General features: G+C 72.5%; 16 protein-coding genes and 1 pseudogene. 6 read left to right on the forward strand and 11 right to left on the reverse strand.

The genetic code is table 11. From position 1 onward, the window contains the following. Positions 1-66: 66 nt before the first annotated feature. Positions 67-420, forward strand: coding sequence for a VOC family protein (locus OG568_RS07125; protein WP_266588819.1), 354 nt, complete (start codon positions 67-69; stop codon positions 418-420). Between the two features lie 71 nt (positions 421-491). Beyond that, a complete protein-coding gene (locus tag OG568_RS07130) occupies positions 492-887 on the forward strand; it encodes a MarR family winged helix-turn-helix transcriptional regulator (protein WP_329530770.1) in 396 nt (131 codons plus the stop codon). A gap of 18 nt (positions 888-905) precedes the next feature. On the opposite strand, the gene pqqB is transcribed toward OG568_RS07130, so the two are convergent. The 3 genes from pqqB to OG568_RS07145 all read right to left on the reverse strand — a co-directional run bounded on the left by pqqB (position 906) and on the right by OG568_RS07145 (position 3,467). Next, positions 906-1,793: a pyrroloquinoline quinone biosynthesis protein PqqB gene (pqqB, locus tag OG568_RS07135; protein WP_329530771.1), complete on the reverse strand. Its 888-nt coding sequence runs from the start codon at positions 1,791-1,793 to the stop codon at positions 906-908. 62 nt (positions 1,794-1,855) lie between these two features. After that, positions 1,856-2,968, reverse strand: a complete 1,113-nt coding sequence (locus tag OG568_RS07140) for a hypothetical protein (RefSeq protein ID WP_329530772.1) — start codon at positions 2,966-2,968, stop codon at positions 1,856-1,858. A gap of 31 nt (positions 2,969-2,999) precedes the next feature. Beyond that, positions 3,000-3,467, reverse strand: coding sequence for a LysR substrate-binding domain-containing protein (locus tag OG568_RS07145; RefSeq protein ID WP_329536287.1), 468 nt, complete (start codon positions 3,465-3,467; stop codon positions 3,000-3,002). Positions 3,468-3,556: 89 nt separating this feature from the next. On the opposite strand from OG568_RS07145, the pseudogene OG568_RS07150 reads away from it, so the two are divergent. Next, positions 3,557-4,180, forward strand: a pseudogene (locus OG568_RS07150) (FAD-binding oxidoreductase); the annotation flags it as partial. Positions 4,181-4,193: 13 nt separating this feature from the next. Here OG568_RS07150 and OG568_RS07155 read toward each other — a convergent pair. Both OG568_RS07155 and OG568_RS07160 read right to left on the reverse strand, forming a co-directional pair. Continuing rightward, a complete protein-coding gene (locus tag OG568_RS07155; protein WP_266632598.1) occupies positions 4,194-4,616 on the reverse strand; it encodes an SseB family protein in 423 nt (140 codons plus the stop codon). Between the two features lie 112 nt (positions 4,617-4,728). Then, positions 4,729-5,970, reverse strand: a complete 1,242-nt coding sequence (locus OG568_RS07160; protein ID WP_329530773.1) for an acyl-CoA dehydrogenase family protein — start codon at positions 5,968-5,970, stop codon at positions 4,729-4,731. A 266-nt stretch (positions 5,971-6,236) separates the two neighbouring features. On the opposite strand from OG568_RS07160, the gene OG568_RS07165 reads away from it, so the two are divergent. Next, the gene (locus OG568_RS07165) at positions 6,237-7,499 is read left to right on the forward strand and encodes an alpha-L-fucosidase (RefSeq protein WP_329530774.1); all 1,263 of its coding nucleotides are present in this window, start codon (positions 6,237-6,239) and stop codon (positions 7,497-7,499) included. Between the two features lie 18 nt (positions 7,500-7,517). On the opposite strand, the gene OG568_RS07170 is transcribed toward OG568_RS07165, so the two are convergent. The 3 genes from OG568_RS07170 to lnt all read right to left on the reverse strand — a co-directional run bounded on the left by OG568_RS07170 (position 7,518) and on the right by lnt (position 9,973). Next, on the reverse strand, positions 7,518-7,715 hold the full coding sequence (locus OG568_RS07170; protein WP_266632592.1) for a DUF2180 family protein: 198 nt from the start codon (positions 7,713-7,715) through the stop codon (positions 7,518-7,520). A gap of 115 nt (positions 7,716-7,830) precedes the next feature. Then, positions 7,831-8,304: an NUDIX hydrolase gene (locus tag OG568_RS07175; protein WP_329530775.1), complete on the reverse strand. Its 474-nt coding sequence runs from the start codon at positions 8,302-8,304 to the stop codon at positions 7,831-7,833. A 40-nt stretch (positions 8,305-8,344) separates the two neighbouring features. Further along, entirely contained in the window at positions 8,345-9,973 is a 1,629-nt protein-coding gene (gene lnt, locus OG568_RS07180; RefSeq protein ID WP_329530776.1) for an apolipoprotein N-acyltransferase, read from the reverse strand. 315 nt (positions 9,974-10,288) lie between these two features. On the opposite strand from lnt, the gene OG568_RS07185 reads away from it, so the two are divergent. Beyond that, a complete protein-coding gene (locus OG568_RS07185; protein WP_329530777.1) occupies positions 10,289-11,299 on the forward strand; it encodes an O-antigen ligase family protein in 1,011 nt (336 codons plus the stop codon). 12 nt (positions 11,300-11,311) lie between these two features. On the opposite strand, the gene OG568_RS07190 is transcribed toward OG568_RS07185, so the two are convergent. After that, entirely contained in the window at positions 11,312-11,857 is a 546-nt protein-coding gene (locus OG568_RS07190; RefSeq protein WP_329530778.1) for a hypothetical protein, read from the reverse strand. 174 nt (positions 11,858-12,031) lie between these two features. Continuing rightward, a complete protein-coding gene (locus OG568_RS07195) occupies positions 12,032-12,817 on the reverse strand; it encodes a glutamate racemase (RefSeq protein ID WP_329530779.1) in 786 nt (261 codons plus the stop codon). 58 nt (positions 12,818-12,875) lie between these two features. On the opposite strand from OG568_RS07195, the gene OG568_RS07200 reads away from it, so the two are divergent. Beyond that, positions 12,876-14,051 carry a glycosyltransferase gene (locus tag OG568_RS07200; RefSeq protein WP_329530780.1) on the forward strand — a complete coding sequence of 392 codons (1,176 nt, stop codon included), beginning with the start codon at positions 12,876-12,878 and terminating at the stop codon, positions 14,049-14,051. 40 nt (positions 14,052-14,091) lie between these two features. Here OG568_RS07200 and OG568_RS07205 read toward each other — a convergent pair whose 3' ends face one another. Next, positions 14,092-15,480: a TerD family protein gene (locus OG568_RS07205; RefSeq protein WP_329536288.1), complete on the reverse strand. Its 1,389-nt coding sequence runs from the start codon at positions 15,478-15,480 to the stop codon at positions 14,092-14,094. Between the last annotated feature and the right edge of the window lie 257 nt (positions 15,481-15,737).

A 15,737-nucleotide genomic window follows, 5' to 3' on the forward strand; every position in this document is an offset into this window, starting at 1 on the left:
GAGAAGCCTCCCGGCCCTCCCCCGCCCTACCGTGAAAGCACCGCAACACACCACGGAGGAGTCACCATGACCGCAGGGCTGCAGACCATCATCTACCCCGTCAAGGACCTCGCACGGGCGAAGGCCCTGTTCAGCGCGTTGCTCGGAACGGAGCCGTACGCGGACGCCGCGTACTACGTCGGATTCAAGGACGCCGGGCAGGACGTCGGCCTCGACCCCAACGGACACGCCAAGGGGATGACCGGACCGGTTCCGTACTGGCATGTCGACGACATCCGGGCCACCCTGGCGGGCCTGCTGGAGGCCGGCGCCGAGCCGCTCCAGGACGTCCAGGACGTGGGCGGCGGCAGGCTGATCGCCTCGGTCAAGGACGCGGACGGAAACCTCGTCGGGCTCCTCCAGGACACCTCCGGCGAGTAGCCCCGCCGGGTTGTTGCAACCGCACTAGTTGCACACTCAATAAAATCCCGGACCTCTGTTACCGTGCACATATGGCAGTGAACACGGCGAGCGAGGCCCCGCTCGAGGACCGGTGGCGGGAGATCCTGTCGGTGCACGCGCACACGATGTGCGAGATCGACCGCGCGCTGCACCCGCACGGTCTCGGGGCCAGCGACTTCGAGGTGCTGGACGTCCTCGTCTCGAGCGAGCTCGCGCACGAGGGCGAGCACTGCCGGGTGCAGAACATCGCCGATCGTGTCCATCTGAGCCAGAGCGCCCTGTCCCGCCTGATCGGGCGGCTGGAGAAGGACGGCCTGGTGGAACGCACCGTCTGCCAGGAGGACCGGCGCGGCGTGTGGGTCGCGCTCACCCGCAAGGGACGCGACCTGCACACCGAGGTGCGCCCCCTGCAACGCGCCGTACTGACCCGCATGCTGAACGCTTAGGTTCGGAGCTCTTAGCCTCTACACCACGAACTCCGCCCCGTCCGGCAGCACTTCGACCCCCGCCGCGCTCACCCGCGCACGGGCGTCCGAGTCCGGGTCGAGCAGTGGGTTCGTGTTGTTGAGGTGGGTGTAGATCCGTCGGGGACCGGGATGGTGGGTGAGCGCCGCGAGACTGCCGCGCGCGCCCGCCACCGGAAGATGCCCCATCGCGGCCTGCCGCCCGCCCCGCGAGCGCACGACCGTGCCCATCTCGTCGGCCGCGTAGAACGTGCCGTCGAGCAGCGCGCAGTCCGCCGAGGCGAGCAGGTCGTCCAGCACCGGGGTCCAGGCGCCCAGACAGGGCGCGTACAGGAGCACTCCGCCGCCCGCCAGGTCCTCGATCCGGTACGCGGTCACCCAGCGCTCGTCCGGGTCGGGTCCGGCGACGTACTTCGGCGCCTTGGGACCGACCGGGTGCGCGGTGACGACCAGCCCGCCGGAGAGCACGAACCCGCCCTCGGTCAGGCTGTCCGCCCACTCCCAGGGGGCGTAGCGGTCCAGCAGGCCGCGCAGCGGGGCCAGCGTGGCGAGGACGGGCGGTGCGGCGTAGACCTTGAGCCCGGCGCCGCCGCGCAGCACGGTCAGCCCGGCGACGTGGTCGGCCTCGGCGTCGGTCAGGAGCACGCCCCGCACCGGTGTGTCCCGTGGCCCCGGTCCGGGTGCGAGCGCGGGGGTGGTGATCAGCTGCGTACGGATGTCGGGTGAGGCGTTGAGCAGCCACCAGTCGCGGGAGTTGCCGCTGAGGGCGACGGACTCCTGGGTCCGCGCGGGGATCTTTCCGTCGCGGGCGGCCCCGCAGAGCGCGCAGGCGCAGTTCCACTGCGGGAAACCGCCACCGGCGGCCGTACCCAGCAGGACTACTTTCACGGGGACCCCCATCCCTCCGCACGAACCGTACCCGGGGGATCTTCCCCACGCGGCGGCCCGAACTACCCGGCGGCCGGGGGCAGTTCCGGACGGTCTTCGCCGGGGCGCCGGTCCGCGGGGCGCGCGGGCGGGATCGGTGTCGAGGGGAAGTCCCGCGGCCCGGTCCACAGCGCGGGGACCGCGTCGCCGCGGCGGCACAACTCGTAGGCGATCGTCTCGTAGTTGACCCGCCAGCCGTGGAAGTGCGGCCATGCCTGTGCGGCCGTCCGCTCCGCGGGGAAGCCGGCCGCCTCCACCATCGCGACGGCCGCGTCGAACTCCAGGTAGGTGAGCTGGATCGGGGTCTCGGGGGCGGGGTCGGGGTCGTACGGGAAACGCAGGGAGCGGGCGATGTCGCGCAGTGCGCTGAATCCGGCGCGCAGCATCAGGCGGGCTTCGGGCGGGGCGCTGCTCGGGGTGAGGGCGAGTTGCATGGCGGCCGCGTCCATGACGGCGACGAGGCCGACGATCCAGCTGCGGTGGGGCCGCGGCGAGCGGAACGCAAGCAGGACGGGGTACGTGGAGTGGCTCTCGCCGATGTCGGAGGCGAGCCGTTCCCATGAGCGGTACAGCTCGGGCAGCGCGGTCTCGGTGTCGACCAGCCACTGCCGGGCGAGGATCTCCGGTCCCCAGGCGGGTTCGCCCGCGCGCGACTGGAGCAGGGTCACCTCCAGTTCGCGGCGGTTGTAGGCGGCGTACAGGGTGGGCAGGTAGGCGATCTGGAGGGCGATCACGACCGGTCCGGTGACGGCGGCGATGAAGTCCACCGCGGACAGGTGCAGGCGGTCGCCGCTGGCGAAGCCGAGCGTGAACAGGCTGGAGCCCGCCTCCCGGACCGACTGGGTCCAGGTCAGTGAGGAGATGGCGTGCAGCAGCAGTCCGAAGCCGACCAGGGCGCCGCCCAGCCAGCTCACGAGCGTGCCCATCAGCATGAGCGGGGCGAGCCAGGTCTGTGCGCGGTCGATGGCGCGGTAGCTGCCGTCGGGGGCGGCGAGACGCAGCAGGAAGCGCAGGGAGCGCCACCAGCGGATCACCATCGCGGAGTACAGCCCACGGGGCACGACGAGGGTGCGCAGGATGCTGGCGAACACCAGCAGCAGGAGCAGGCCTCCGGCCACGCCCGAGATCCATTTCATGCGGTCATTCTCACGCCCGGCGCCGGCGTCTTCAGCGCAGCAGGTCCCGTACGGCCTCGAAGGCGGCCGTGACGGTCGCCGGGTCGGCGCCGGGGCGGGCCAGCGCACTCATGGGGATGGGGGTGACGGGGGGCAGCCGGTCGTAGGGGGTGAGGCCGTCGGGGGCGGGTCCGACGGCGGCGAGCAGGGCCACGCCCTGGCCGGTGCGGGCGATGTCGAGGACGCCCGCCAGATAGCCGGCGTCGCCGACGACGGTGGCCGCGACGCCGTGCGCGGCGAGGGTGGCGATGGCCCGGCGGCGGATCGCGCACGGGTCCTCGATGGCCACCAGAGGAATCGGCGCGGGCGCGGCGGGTGGTGCCCAGCCGGGTGTGGTGTGCCAGGTGAGCGGCAGCCCGCCGACGGGAGTGCCCTCGGTGGCGGCGGCCTCGGTGACGTACACCGCGACGTCGACGCTGCCGCGCTCCACGGCCTCGACGAGGCGGGCCGAGCGGTCGATGCGGAAGCGGACCCGGCAGCCGGCCCCTCGCCGCGTACTTCGCCTCCTTCGAGGCGGCGGCCGAGGCGTCGTACGCCCTCACGCGGGCCGGGGTCGAACCGGCGCTCGCGGAGCTGGTGGACGGGCCGGTGCTGGGCGCCGTCGACCCGGCGCTGCGCGAGCGCGGCGCGGCCCTGCTGCTGGTGCAGTGCGACGGCGCGGGCGCGGCGATCGAGGCGGAGGCCGTCTCCCGGCTGCTCGCACCGCTGGCCACGACGGTCGAGACGACGGCGGATCCGGCGGAGGCGGAAGCGCTGCTCGCCGCCCGCCCTCTCGCGCTGCCCGCGCTGGAGCGCCTCGGCCGTCCGCTGATCGAGGACATCGCGGTGCCCCGCTCCCGGCTGGCGGAGGCGGTGCGGGAGATCCGTGCCGTCTCCGTACGCCATGACGTGCCCGTCTGCACCCTCGCGCACGCGGCGGACGGGAACCTCCACCCGATCATCGTCGTGGACCCGGCGCTGCCCGGCCTGCCCGACGCGGCCTGGGAGGCGGCGGGTGAGATCTTCGCGCTGGCCCTGCGGCTGGGCGGCACACTGACCGGTGAGCACGGTGTGGGCGTGCTCAAGCGGCAGTGGGTGGCGGACGAACTGGGGCCCACGACACACGCGTTGCAGCGCCGGCTCAAGGAGGCGTTCGACCCGCGGGGCATCCTCAATCCGGGCAAGTGCCTGTAGGGCCCGACGACGGTCAGGCCCGCGGGCGGACCAACAGGCTGCGAACGCCCTCCGAGGTGAGCGTCAGGCCGTTCGGCGAACTCGGGTCGATGGTGAGCGACAGGTCACCGGTCGGCCACTGGGAGGCGAGCGCGCCCAGCGGAACCAACCGGTAGCGGGAGACGAACGGCAGCAGTTCGGCCATCGCCGGCTCCGAGGTGAACACCGGCACCACCTGCTCCCCGCCCGGCTGCTCCAGCACGGGCAGCGCCACGGCACCGGGATCGCGCGCGTCCTCGTCGCTCGCGTCGTCCGGCACGGGGACCAGCACCTCGCTGCCGGCCAGGGTGTCCAGCGCCGCCGCGTCCTCGGTGTTCGTGGCGAGTGCGTTCAGGGCCTCCTGGGCCGGTGTCGTGGCCGTCGGCAGGTAGTGGTGGTTGTTCAAGGGTGTGTTCATGGCAGATCCCAGGTAGTGGCGGACGGTCCGCCCGGGCCGGGACTCGCCCCGGGCGCGGCTCCTGTCGCGCGTACCCACTCGTGGCCGGGGCATTCCACACGTCGGCCGGTGCTCAGGAGATCAGCGGGATGTCGTCCGACGGCAGTCCGAGGCGGTCGCGGCCGACACGGCGGGCCAGCGGTTCGGCCATCGTGGGACCGAGGTGCGACCAGATCGTGGCGGCGTCCCGGAAGTAGCGCTGCATCCGCGCGCCGTCGCGGGCGTGCCGGGAGCCCGCCGTACGGAAGAGAACGCTCTGCAACGCGTCCCAGGCCAGGCGCCCGGCGGTGACGAAGACGAGCGCGAGCCGGTTGTCGACGGCGGTGGTGAAGGGAGCGCGGCCCGAGACGTTGTCGCAGCAGGCCTCCATCCAGTCGTCGGCGGTGGCCCGCAGCGCCGCGTCCGCCGTACGGATCGCCGCCAGCGCCTCCCCCAGGTGACGCTGGTAGTCGTGGAGGTCGGCGCGGGTGCGGCCGGGGTCCAGGACGAGCGGCCGTTCGGCGATGATCCGGGCGTACTCGTCGGCGGCCGCGTACGCGGTGCCGATCATGAGGGCGGCCAGCTCACCGTGGAAGAAGCTCGCCGCGCGCCCCGCGTACATGGGGTGGCCGTGCAGCTTCGAGCCGAGGGAGCCGCCCTCCACGGGCAGATCGAGCAGGCTCGCCTCCCGGGTGAAGTGCGCGGGGATGCGCGCCTGGTCGAAGCGGATGCTGTGGGAGCCGCTGCCGCGCAGGCCGAGGACACCCTGCCAGTCGTCGAGCAGGGTCCAGGCGGAGCGCGGCGCCACGAACAGCACGAGCGGTCCCGGCGGGTCCTCCGGCTTCTCGGGGGCGCGCAGGGTCTGACCGACGTAGTGGGTGGAGTACGGGGAGCCGGAGGAATAGGACCAGGTGCCGTCGAGCACCACGTGAGCGTCGCCGTCGGGCCGGGCCACGCCGACGGGGATCGCGGTGGAGGCGGCCCGGAAGTCGCCCTCGTCGCCGAAGAGTTCGTCCTGCGTCCTCTCCTCGAAGACCGAGGCGACCTGGAGGACATGGGCGGCGGTGAGCGACAGGGCCCAGCCGGTGGAGGGGCAGCCGCGCGCGACCTCGGTCACGACACGGTAGAAGGTCGGCAGGCCGAAGGCGTAACCGCCGTACCTGCGCGGTTGCAGCATCCGGTAGAAACCGGCCCGCAGGAAGTCCTCGTGGGTGTCCTTGGGGTAGATCGTCAGCCGCTCGGTCTCCGGCTGCCGTTCGAGCAGCGCGGGCCGCATCGCCACGGCTCGCTCGATCACTTCGCGTTCGGTGAGTTCCGGTTCGGGAGCGGCGATCACGGGGCCTCCTGACGGGTGGGACTGTCCGTACGTGTGGCAATACCAGTGATTGAACACGCAGATCCGCCACGGTGTACCACCGGATAACGCCAAGTACGCAGATCCGCACACCGGTTGAAGCGCTTGCCCGCCCGCCCGGGGGCGCGAAGGGAGCGCCCTTCCCACCCGTCGGCCGGTGCCTCAAGGCGATGACCAGGGTGAAAACGAACCAGTAATGGTGACCGGCGCCCACGCGCCCCACGGGCCCCGCCGCCTACCGTGGGCGCATGCCGATGCAACCCTGGTTTCCCGACGCCAAGCTGGGCGTCTTCATCCACTACGGCGTCTACGCCGTGGGCGGAGCGGCCGAGTCCTGGTCGTTCTACACGGGCGAGATGACCCACGAGCAGTACATGAAACAGCTCGAAGGCTTCACCGCGTCGAAGTACGATCCGGACGCCTGGGCCGAGCTGTTCGCCCGCATCGGCGCCCGGTACGCGGTCCTCACCACCAAGCACCACGACGGCGTCGCCCTCTGGGACGCCGACCACCGCAATCTCGACGTCGTCCGGGACACCCCGGCCGGCCGCGACCTGGTCACCGGTTTCGTCGACGCGCTGCGCGAGCGGGGCCTGAAGGTCGGGCTCTACTACTCGCACTCCGACTGGAACCACCCCGACTACCCGAGCATCCGGCACGTCAGGCCGGGCGAGACGCCGAGCCCCTACTCGCACGCCGAGCCCGGCAAGGAGGACCCGGCGGCCTGGGAGCGCTACCTCGCCTACCGCGACGGCCAGGTCGGCGAGCTGATGGACCGCTTCCGCCCCGACCTGCTCTGGTTCGACGGCGAGTGGGAGCGCACCGAGGAGCAGTGGCGGATGGGCGAGCTCGCCGAGCTGATCCTCGCGGGCAACCCCGACGCCGTCCTCAACGCGCGGATGCTCAGCCACGGCGACTACGCCACTCCTGAGCAGGGCACCCCGCTCCAGGCCCCGGACGGCCCGTGGGAGCTGTGCCTGACGATCAACGACTCGTGGAGCTACCGGCCGCAGGACCGCGACTTCAAGTCGGTGCGCCAGCTGGTGCGCTACTTCACGGAGACGATCGGCATGGGCGGCAATCTGCTGCTCGGCGCCGGACCCCGCGAGGACGGGACCATCCCCGAGGAGCAGATCGAACGCCTGGAAGGGCTCGGCGCGTGGATCGGGCGGCACACGGACGCGGTGTACGGGACGGTCGCCGGGCTGCCCGCCGGTCACCACTACGGTCCCAGCACCCTGTCCGCCGACCGGCGCACGCTGTACCTGATCTGCTTCGACGCCCCCCGTGACAACGTCTCGCTGCGCGGGCTGCGCAACGAGGTCAAGCGGGTCACGGTCCTGGGCACCGGCACCGAACTGGGCCACCACGTCACCGGCGGCCTCGACGCCGTCCCGGGCGTGACCTGGATCGACGCACCCTCCGCGGCCGACCTCGACGAGTACGCCACCGTGCTCGCCGTGGAGCTGGAGGGTGAGCTGGACCTCTACCGGGGCACCGGGCGCGACTGACGAAGGACGCCCGCCGACTCAGCTCGTCTCCGCCGCGCGGCAGGATCCGCAGGTGATGTGGCGGGCCGGTTTCTCGTGGATGGCCCGGCCGGTTCCGCTGATGTCCTGGGTCGGTGGGTGGCTTTCGTGCACATGCGTGCGGCAGAGCGCCGCGCCGCAGCGGATGCATACGGCGACCGCGGGACCGGGGGTCCCGAGGCAGTCGTAACAGTTCATGTCCCCACCTCGTTCTTTGGTGAGTACGGGCCTGTTGGGGGCTCTGCGACCCTCCTTCCATCATCCTTCCGAGCATTGCGCCGGGCAAGAAGACCGCGGGCGACGGTGTCCGTCCTCAGGTGGTGGGGGCGAACCACGTGGGCCCGTCCGACAGGGCCTGCTTGATCCGGAGCATCCCGAACTCGTTGAGCTCGGGCAGGGCGTCGATCGCGAACCAGCCGACGTCCAGCGACTCGTCGTCGTTGACCCGCGCCTCGCCGCCGACGGCCCGGCACCGGAACGTGGTGTCCATGAACTGGCAGGTGTCGCCGTTCTCGTAGGTGACCGGCTCCAGTGCCTGGACCAGCACCACGCGCTCGACGACACAGCGCACGTTGGTCTCCTCGAGGACCTCCCGCACGGCGCACTCCGCGGGCTGCTCACCCGGGTCCGGCATGCCGCCGATGATCGACCACTTCCGGGTGTCGCTGCGCCGGCCCAGCAGCACTCTGCCCTCGTCGTCGAAGACGACGGCAGTGACTCCGGGAAGCCAGAGCAGCTGGTGGCCCGCGGAGGCCCGGATGGTGCGGATGAAGTCAGGGGTAGCCATGGCCCGACCCTAACGGGCGGATTCCGTGACCCGGCAGCGGTCAGGCAAGATCGCCCCGAACGACGCCGTCCCGGCGCCCGCGGACCACCCTCGTGCCCGCCCAGCCGAGGCCGCCCGCCGCGACCAGGACCAGCAGCATCTCCGGCAGGATGCCGAGCCGCGTGGCGGGGGTCCGTGAGGAGCGCAGCGGCACCTTCTGGACCAGCGAGTCCGCCACGAACATCCCGGTCCGCTGGGTGATCCTCCCGTCCGGCATGATCACGGCGCTGACGCCACTGGTCACCGGCACCGTGACGGTACGACTGTGCTCGACGGCGCGGACGCGGGACATGGCCAGCTGCTGGTAGGTCATCTCGCTGCGGTCGAAGGTCGCATTGTTGCTCGGCACCGAGATCAGCTGCGCGCCGTCGGTGACGGTGCTGCGCACGGCCCAGTCGAAGGCCGCCTCGTAGCAGGTGACGAGTCCGACCTCGGAGCCGTCCATGGTGAACACGCCCGGCTCGTGGCCCCGGCTGAAGTCCTGGCGGACCATCGACGTCCAGTTCTTGTTGATCGCGCCGAGCAGCGAGCGCAGCGGAAGGTACTCGCCGAAGGGCTGGACCTGTCGCTTGTCGTACGTGTCGAGGGGGCCCTTGACCGGGTCCCACAGGATCTGCTCGTTGTAGAGCTTGCCGTCGCGCTCGACGACACCGCCGACCGAGATGGGCGCGCCGATGGCCTTCGCGGCGTTGTCGATCACGAGGCGGGCGTCGGCGTTGGTGAAGGGGTCGACATCGGAGGAGTTCTCCGGCCACAGCACGAAGTCGGGCCGGGCGACCTTGCCCGCCTTGACCTCGGCGGCCAGCCGCTCGGTCTCCCGTGCGTGGTAGTCGAGCACGGCGCGCCGCTGGGAGTTGAAGTCGAGCCCCGCGCGCGGCACATTGCCCTGGATGACGGCGACGGTCGCCGTGCCGTTCTCGGCCTTGTCACTCACCAGCGACCGCGCGGCGAGCGCCCCCACGACGGGGACGGCCACGCTGAGCAGCGCCGCGGCGGCGGCCCCACGGCGCACGACACCGGTGCGCCGGCCCTCGACGACCTGGCGTACGACCTCGTACAACCCGAAGCCGCAGAGTACGACCGCGAAGCCGAGTACCGGAGTGCCGCCCACCGCGGCCAGCGGAAGGAAGACGCCGTCCGCCTGGCCGAAGGCGATCTTGCCCCAGGGGAAGCCGCCGAACGGCGCACGCGCGCGTGCCGCCTCGCCCGCGATCCAGATCGCCGCCGCCCACAGCGGCCAGCCGGGCAGCCGGGACACGAGGGTGATGCCCGCGCCGACGAGCGCCACGTACACCGCCTCGACTGCGGCGAGCGCCAGCCACGGGCCGGGGCCGACCTCGACACCGGTCCACACGAGCAGCGGCAGCAGGAAGCCGAGGCCGAACAGATAGCCGAGGCCGAGGCCCGCCTTCCAGGAGCGACCGCGCAGGAGCCACCCGAGGACCGCGAAGGCCGGCAGGGCCAGCCACGAGACGGTGCGCGGCGGGAAACTGAGGTAGAGCAGCACTCCGGAGAGCGCCGCGGCGGCGGCCGGGGCGTACCGTCGCGCCAGTCTGGCCCCGCGTGATGCGGGCGCGGCCTGGGGTTCGAGCTGATCCGGCTCGTCTACGGAGGTTGCGGTGGCGGTCACCCGGGGAGTGTACGGCGCGTGACCTGGGCGCCGACAGCACGGTCCGCACCATGAACGTCCCGGCGCCCCGGGGTGGTTCGTGCGCCCGGCAGGCCGCCGTAAGCCCGCCTGATGCACCGTTCCTGCGCAACTCATCCACAAACCGGCGCATCAGCCGTTACGGTGTGCCCGAGCCTCTGACGTGCGGCCGTATGCGGCCGTGACGGTCGGGGCCCGGCACAGGTCGGGGGGCGACGGGTGGGATCCACGGGGACGAGGACCGCGGCCGGTTCGGCGGCCGAAGGCGAGAGACGAAACGTTTCGGATGCCGCGGGCGTGATCGTGCTCGGGGCCTGCGCGGTGTGGTCCCTGATCACGGCGACCGCACACGACGGGCGGCCCGAGGGCGTGCTCCTGGCCGTGCTGGCCGTGGCCGCCGGTTATGCCTCGGGCCGGATCCTCGGCGCTCTCCTGCCGGTCGCGGCGCCGTGCGCGGGGGCCCTCGCCGGACTGGGCCTCGCGCTCACCGCCGCGCACACCACCCCGGGCCCGCAGCTCACGGCGCCGCTCGGGCACGGCGGTGCCACGGCCGCGCTGCTCGCCCTGTCCACCGGAGCGGCGTGCTGCGCGGCCTGGGCGGCGCGCCGGCCGGCGCAGCGGCTCGCGCTGCGTCTGCTCGCCGTAGGGATCGTGGTGACCGCGGCGGCGCTCGGCTCGACCACGGGATGCGCCGCGGGTGCCGGAGTGCTGCTGTGCTCGCTCGCCGCCGACCGTATGCGCCGACGCGCTCTGGGACTCGGAGGCCTCGCGTTCGCCGCGGCGCTGGTGGCGGGGGCCACCTGGGCGATCGCGGAGAACGTGCTTCCGGACGGTCTGACCGCTTCCCTGGAGGGGCAGCTCACCGAGCACCGGGTCCTGCTCTGGCGCGACGCGCTCCGCCTGGCCGGCCACCATCCCGCCCTGGGGGTGGGGCCCGGACGGTACGGGGAGCTCAGCCCGACGGTCACGCAGTCGCTGCTGCCCGACGGCAAGCCCCACTCGGCCCCGTGGCAGCAGGCGGCCGAGCAGGGTCTGCTCGGCGTCGCGCTGCTCGCCGCGGTGTTCTGCTGGATCCTCTACTCACTCTGGCGTTCACCGCGGGCCACGACGATCGCTCTGACGGCGGGCGCGGCCCTCACCGCGCTGGCCGTGATCGCCTCGCTGGGCAACGCGCTGAGTTTCACCACGGTGACGGCGGGTGCGGGGCTGCTCGCGGGGCTCGCGACGGCACACCCCTTGGTCGACGAGGACCTGGAGAGCGTCCTGAACGCGGGAAACGAACCCCTGGGGAACCGGCTGGAGCCGTGAACCCCGTGGCGGTCAGATGACCGCGCCGGGCGTGGCCGGCCGCACCCGGTCGCGGATGATCCGGACCATGGACTCCGCGTTGTCCACCGTGATGGTGAACGTGTGGCCGTCGCCGAGCTGGAGCACCACACCCTCGCCGCGCCGGACGATGACCGCGGTGCCCTTGCCGGGACGCCAGCGGTAGCCCCAGCCGCCCCACTGCCGTGGGGTGACCCGGGGCGCGAAGTCGGCGCCGACGACGCTCGAGAGCGGGATACGGCGGCGGGGCAGACCGATGTGTCCGCAGCGCACTTCGAGGCAGTCCTTGTCGACCCTCACGGCGACATGCACGAACGCGAGCGTGCCGAACATGATGAGCAGTCCCGCCGCGATGCACCCGACGACGGACATGGCCAGCGCCGCGACGCCCGACGTCCACGTCGAGTCGACGGCCAGTTCGACGCCCAGCGCGATGCAGGCGGCCCCGCCTATGGCGGGCAGCCACTGGATGCGATTGGTCGCACGCCCGGTCCAGACATCAGGGTGCGAGGAGCTTTCGCCGCGGGAGTGGTCCCTCATGTTTACGAGACTACTCAGGATCCGCACCGCGGGCACCGGGTCGCGGACGGTCACTGCTCCGAGTGGGCGCTCGGCCCACGCAGGGCGTTCGGCCGGTGACGGGCGGTCGCCGTACGGTGGCCCCCGCCCGGCGACGGGGATCGGCCGTACGAAGGCCCCCGCCCGGCGTCGGGATCAGTGGGCGGGGCTGACCGCCTGCAGGAGGCGGCCTTCCTCGTACGCCAGCGCGGTCGCCGACAGGCCGCCCTCGCTGCCGCTGAGGAGCACGGTGAGGGAGCCCTCGGCAGGGGCGTCGGGGTCCGGGAGCTCGCCGATCCTGCGCAGTGCCTGCGCGGCGACCGCCCCGGCGGAGCCGTGCAGCGCGAGCGGCGGGAGGCCGGGCTGCTGCACCGCGGCACGGATGCGTTCGGCGACCAGCTCGTAATGGGTGCAGCCCAGGACGACGGCCCTTACATCGTCGGGGGTGCGCTCGGCCGCCGCCGCGATCGCGGCGTCGATGCCCTCCTGGTCCCCGTGTTCCACGGCGTCGGCGAGCCCGGGGCAGGCCACTTCGGTCACGGACACCCCGTCGGCGAACTCACCGATGAGTCCACGCTGATAGGGACTGCCGGTGGTGGCGGGCGTGGCCCAGATCGCGACGGGTCCCCCACCGGCCGCGGCCGGCTTGATCGCCGGGACCGTGCCGATGACGGGCACCTCCGGCTCCAGACGGGCGCGCAGGGCCGGCAGGGCTCGCACGGAGGCGGTGTTGCAGGCGACGATCAGGGCGTCGGGACGGTACTGCGCGGCGGCCTCCGCGACGGCGAGGGCGCGGGCGGTGACGTCCTCGGGCGTGCGTGGCCCCCAGGGCATGCTGCCGGGGTCCGAGGAGAGCACGAGATCGGCGTCGGGCCGCAGTCGACGTACTACGGCGGCAGCGGCGAGCAGTCCGATTCCGGAGTCCATGAGCGCGATCTTCACCCGGTCACCATAGACGATCCGCCCCGACGGACCCCCGGGGTGGGGCAGACTGCGGCGGGTGAGTGCCGTCGCGTGGACCGCCGTGGGATCACTGGCCGCCTGGCTGTGGCTGCTGCTCGGCCAGGGCTTCTTCTGGCGTACGGATCTGCGGCTGCCGCCGCGTCGGGAACCCGACGACTGGCCGTCCGTCGGTGTCGTCGTACCGGCTCGGGACGAGGCCGCCGTGTTGCCCGAGAGCCTGCCGTCGCTGCTCGCCCAGGACTATCCGGGGCGGGCCGAGGTCTTCCTCGTCGACGACGGCAGCTCGGACGGCACCGGGGAACTGGCCCGTGAGCTGGCCCGCACCCACGGCGGACTGCCGCTCACCGTCGGCTCGCCCGGAGAGCCGCCCGCGGGCTGGACCGGCAAGCTCTGGGCCGTACGCCACGGCATCGGCCTGGCACGCGCGCGTGGCCCCGAATACCTGCTCCTGACGGACGCGGACATCGCGCACGCTCCGGACAGCCTGCGGACGCTGGTCGCCGCGGCGCGCACAGGCGGCTTCGACCTGGTCTCGCAGATGGCCCGGCTGCGGGTGGAGAGCGTGTGGGAGAGGCTCGTCGTCCCCGCCTTCGTCTACTTCTTCGCACAGCTCTATCCCTTCCGGTGGATCGCGGTGAAGGGCTCACGGACGGCGGCCGCGGCGGGCGGCTGCGTGCTGCTGCGCGCGGACGCCACGGAACGGGCGCGGATTCCGGACGCCATCCGGCACGCCGTGATCGACGACGTGGCGCTCGCGAGGGCGGTCAAGGGGAGCGGAGGGCACATCTGGCTGGGGCTGGCCGAGCGGGTCGACAGCGTGCGTCCTTATCCCCGGCTGCACGACCTGTGGCGCATGGTCTCGCGCAGCGCGTACGCCCAGCTGCGGCACAACCCGCTGCTGCTCCTCGGTACGGTCCTCGGCCTCGCCGTGGTGTACCTGGTGCCGCCGGTCGCCCTCTTCACGGGTCTCGTCGCGGGGCGTGCGGGGATCGCGGCGGCCGGAGGGCTCGCGTGGCTGCTGATGACGGCGACGTATCTGCCGATGCTGCGTTACTACCGGCAGCCCTTGTGGCTCGCGACGTCGCTGCCGGTGACCGCGTTCCTGTACCTCCTCATGACGGTCGATTCCGCGGTGCAGCACTACAGGGGGCGCGGCGCGGCCTGGAAGGGCCGCACCTACGCGCGCCCGGACACCGCGCTCGACGAGCGCTGACCGGTCACTTCCCGCGGGCGTTCGGGCCGCTTCCGTCAGGTCATTTCCTGCCGGGAGTCCAGTTCATGCCCCACCCGTAGACGCGGTCCACGGTGCGCTGCGGGCTCACACCGCGCTCGGGGACGAGGTAGCGGGCTTCGCGCTGGACGATCAGGTCGCCGCCGTCGTTGGTGATGAGGGTGAGGGCGCAGACCGTCGAGGGCACCGTGCACTCGTCGAGCGAGAAGTCGACCGGGGCGCCGTTCAGTGGTTGCAGGGTGACCGTGGCGTGCAGGTCCGCGAACGAACGCGCCCCTTCGTAGATGGTGACGAAGATGAGGATGCGTCGGAAACTCCGCTTGTGGTCGAGGTTGACGGTGAGGTTCTCGCCGCTCGCCACGGCACCGGTGCGGTCGTCGCCGTCGAGGTGGATGTACGGCGGCTGATGCAGCGCCCCGAAGGCGTTGCCGAGCGCCTGGACGACTCCCTTGCGGCCGTCGGACAGCTCGTAGAGGGCGCAGAGGTCGAGGTCGAGGTCACTGTGCGTCGCGACGGCCCTGCCCCGCTTGCTGCCCCATCCCGAGAACTGCTTGCGCACCTGCCAGTTGAGGTTGACGCGCATGGTGCCGGACGTGCCGCCCTGCTTGGTCAGCGAGACCGACGGCGCCTCCTTGGTGAGCGTGACCTTGGAGAGGCGAACCGGGCCCCCCGACGGGGCGGGCGGCGGAGCCGTGGTGGGGGGCTGCACGGTGACGGGCGGGGCTAGGGGCGGGGGCAGGTTCACCGGCGGCCCGACCGGCGGCGGACCGGCCACTCGTGTGCCGGGCGCGGGCGGCATGACGGCGTGGGGCGTGCGGCCGGGCGGTGCGGGGGCAGGCGGTGCGGGGGTGATCGGCGTGGCGAGGGTCGGCGCGGGCGGTGCCGCGTGCTGCGGCTCGTCCACCGTGATGCCGTAGTCCTTCGCCAGCCCTTCCAGTCCGCTGCCGTAGCCCTGTCCGACCGCGCGGAACTTCCAGGCGCCCTGGCGCCGGTAGAACTCGCCGAGTACGAAGGCGGTCTCGACGGTCGCGTCCTTGCTGTCGAAGCGCGCGATCTCCGTGCCCTGCCCCGCGTCGAGCACACGGATGTACAGACCGGGCACCTGCCCGAAGGTGCCGCCGTCCGCGGAGGCGGCCAGCACCACGGTCTCGATGGCGCCCTCCACGCGCGCGAGGTCGACGAACAGCGTGTCGGTCACCTGGCCGCCGTCGCCCCGCTTGCCCTCGTGCCGCACGGCGCCTGAGGCGTGTGCCGGCCGGTTGTAGAACACGAAGTCGCCGTCGGAGCGGACCTTTCCGGACACCAGCAACAGCGCGGACGCGTCCGCGTCGGGCACCCCGGGCCCCGAACGCCACCCCATTTCGACGCGCAACGCACGCGTCGGCACAGGAACATTCGAACCTTTAGGCATTGTCATGTCCGCCCCCATCACGTGTCACCGCGCCAGGCCACGCCTCGGGCCGTCCCTCGGGCCCTTTCCCGACCAACCTATTCCCCCAGGACTCCGAACTCCTGTGAGGTGCCTCGGAAGGCCCCGGGAAGAGCCCCGAAGACTGCCGGTCAACCCCCGGTAACCCCCTCGGAACTCGGCCTTTACGCGATCTGAACCCCGCTTGACGCCCTTTTTTGCCGAGTTCGCTCGCATTGGGGATCCCGCGTCACTGCCGA

Source organism: Streptomyces sp. NBC_01450 (genome assembly GCF_036227505.1).
GTDB lineage: Bacteria > Actinomycetota > Actinomycetes > Streptomycetales > Streptomycetaceae > Streptomyces.

Coding starts and splice junctions, on each gene's coding strand:
- OG568_RS07190 (WP_329530778.1), bottom strand. CDS start 11,857: ATGAGGGACCACTCCCGCGGCGAAAGCTCCTCGCACCCTGATGTCTGG.
- OG568_RS07155 (WP_266632598.1), bottom strand. CDS start 4,616: ATGAACACACCCTTGAACAACCACCACTACCTGCCGACGGCCACGACA.
- OG568_RS07125 (WP_266588819.1), top strand. CDS start 67: ATGACCGCAGGGCTGCAGACCATCATCTACCCCGTCAAGGACCTCGCA.
- OG568_RS07175 (WP_329530775.1), bottom strand. CDS start 8,304: ATGGCTACCCCTGACTTCATCCGCACCATCCGGGCCTCCGCGGGCCAC.
- OG568_RS07140 (WP_329530772.1), bottom strand. CDS start 2,968: ATGAAATGGATCTCGGGCGTGGCCGGAGGCCTGCTCCTGCTGCTGGTG.
- OG568_RS07170 (WP_266632592.1), bottom strand. CDS start 7,715: ATGAACTGTTACGACTGCCTCGGGACCCCCGGTCCCGCGGTCGCCGTA.
- OG568_RS07130 (WP_329530770.1), top strand. CDS start 492: ATGGCAGTGAACACGGCGAGCGAGGCCCCGCTCGAGGACCGGTGGCGG.
- OG568_RS07165 (WP_329530774.1), top strand. CDS start 6,237: ATGCCGATGCAACCCTGGTTTCCCGACGCCAAGCTGGGCGTCTTCATC.
- OG568_RS07205 (WP_329536288.1), bottom strand. CDS start 15,480: ATGCCTAAAGGTTCGAATGTTCCTGTGCCGACGCGTGCGTTGCGCGTC.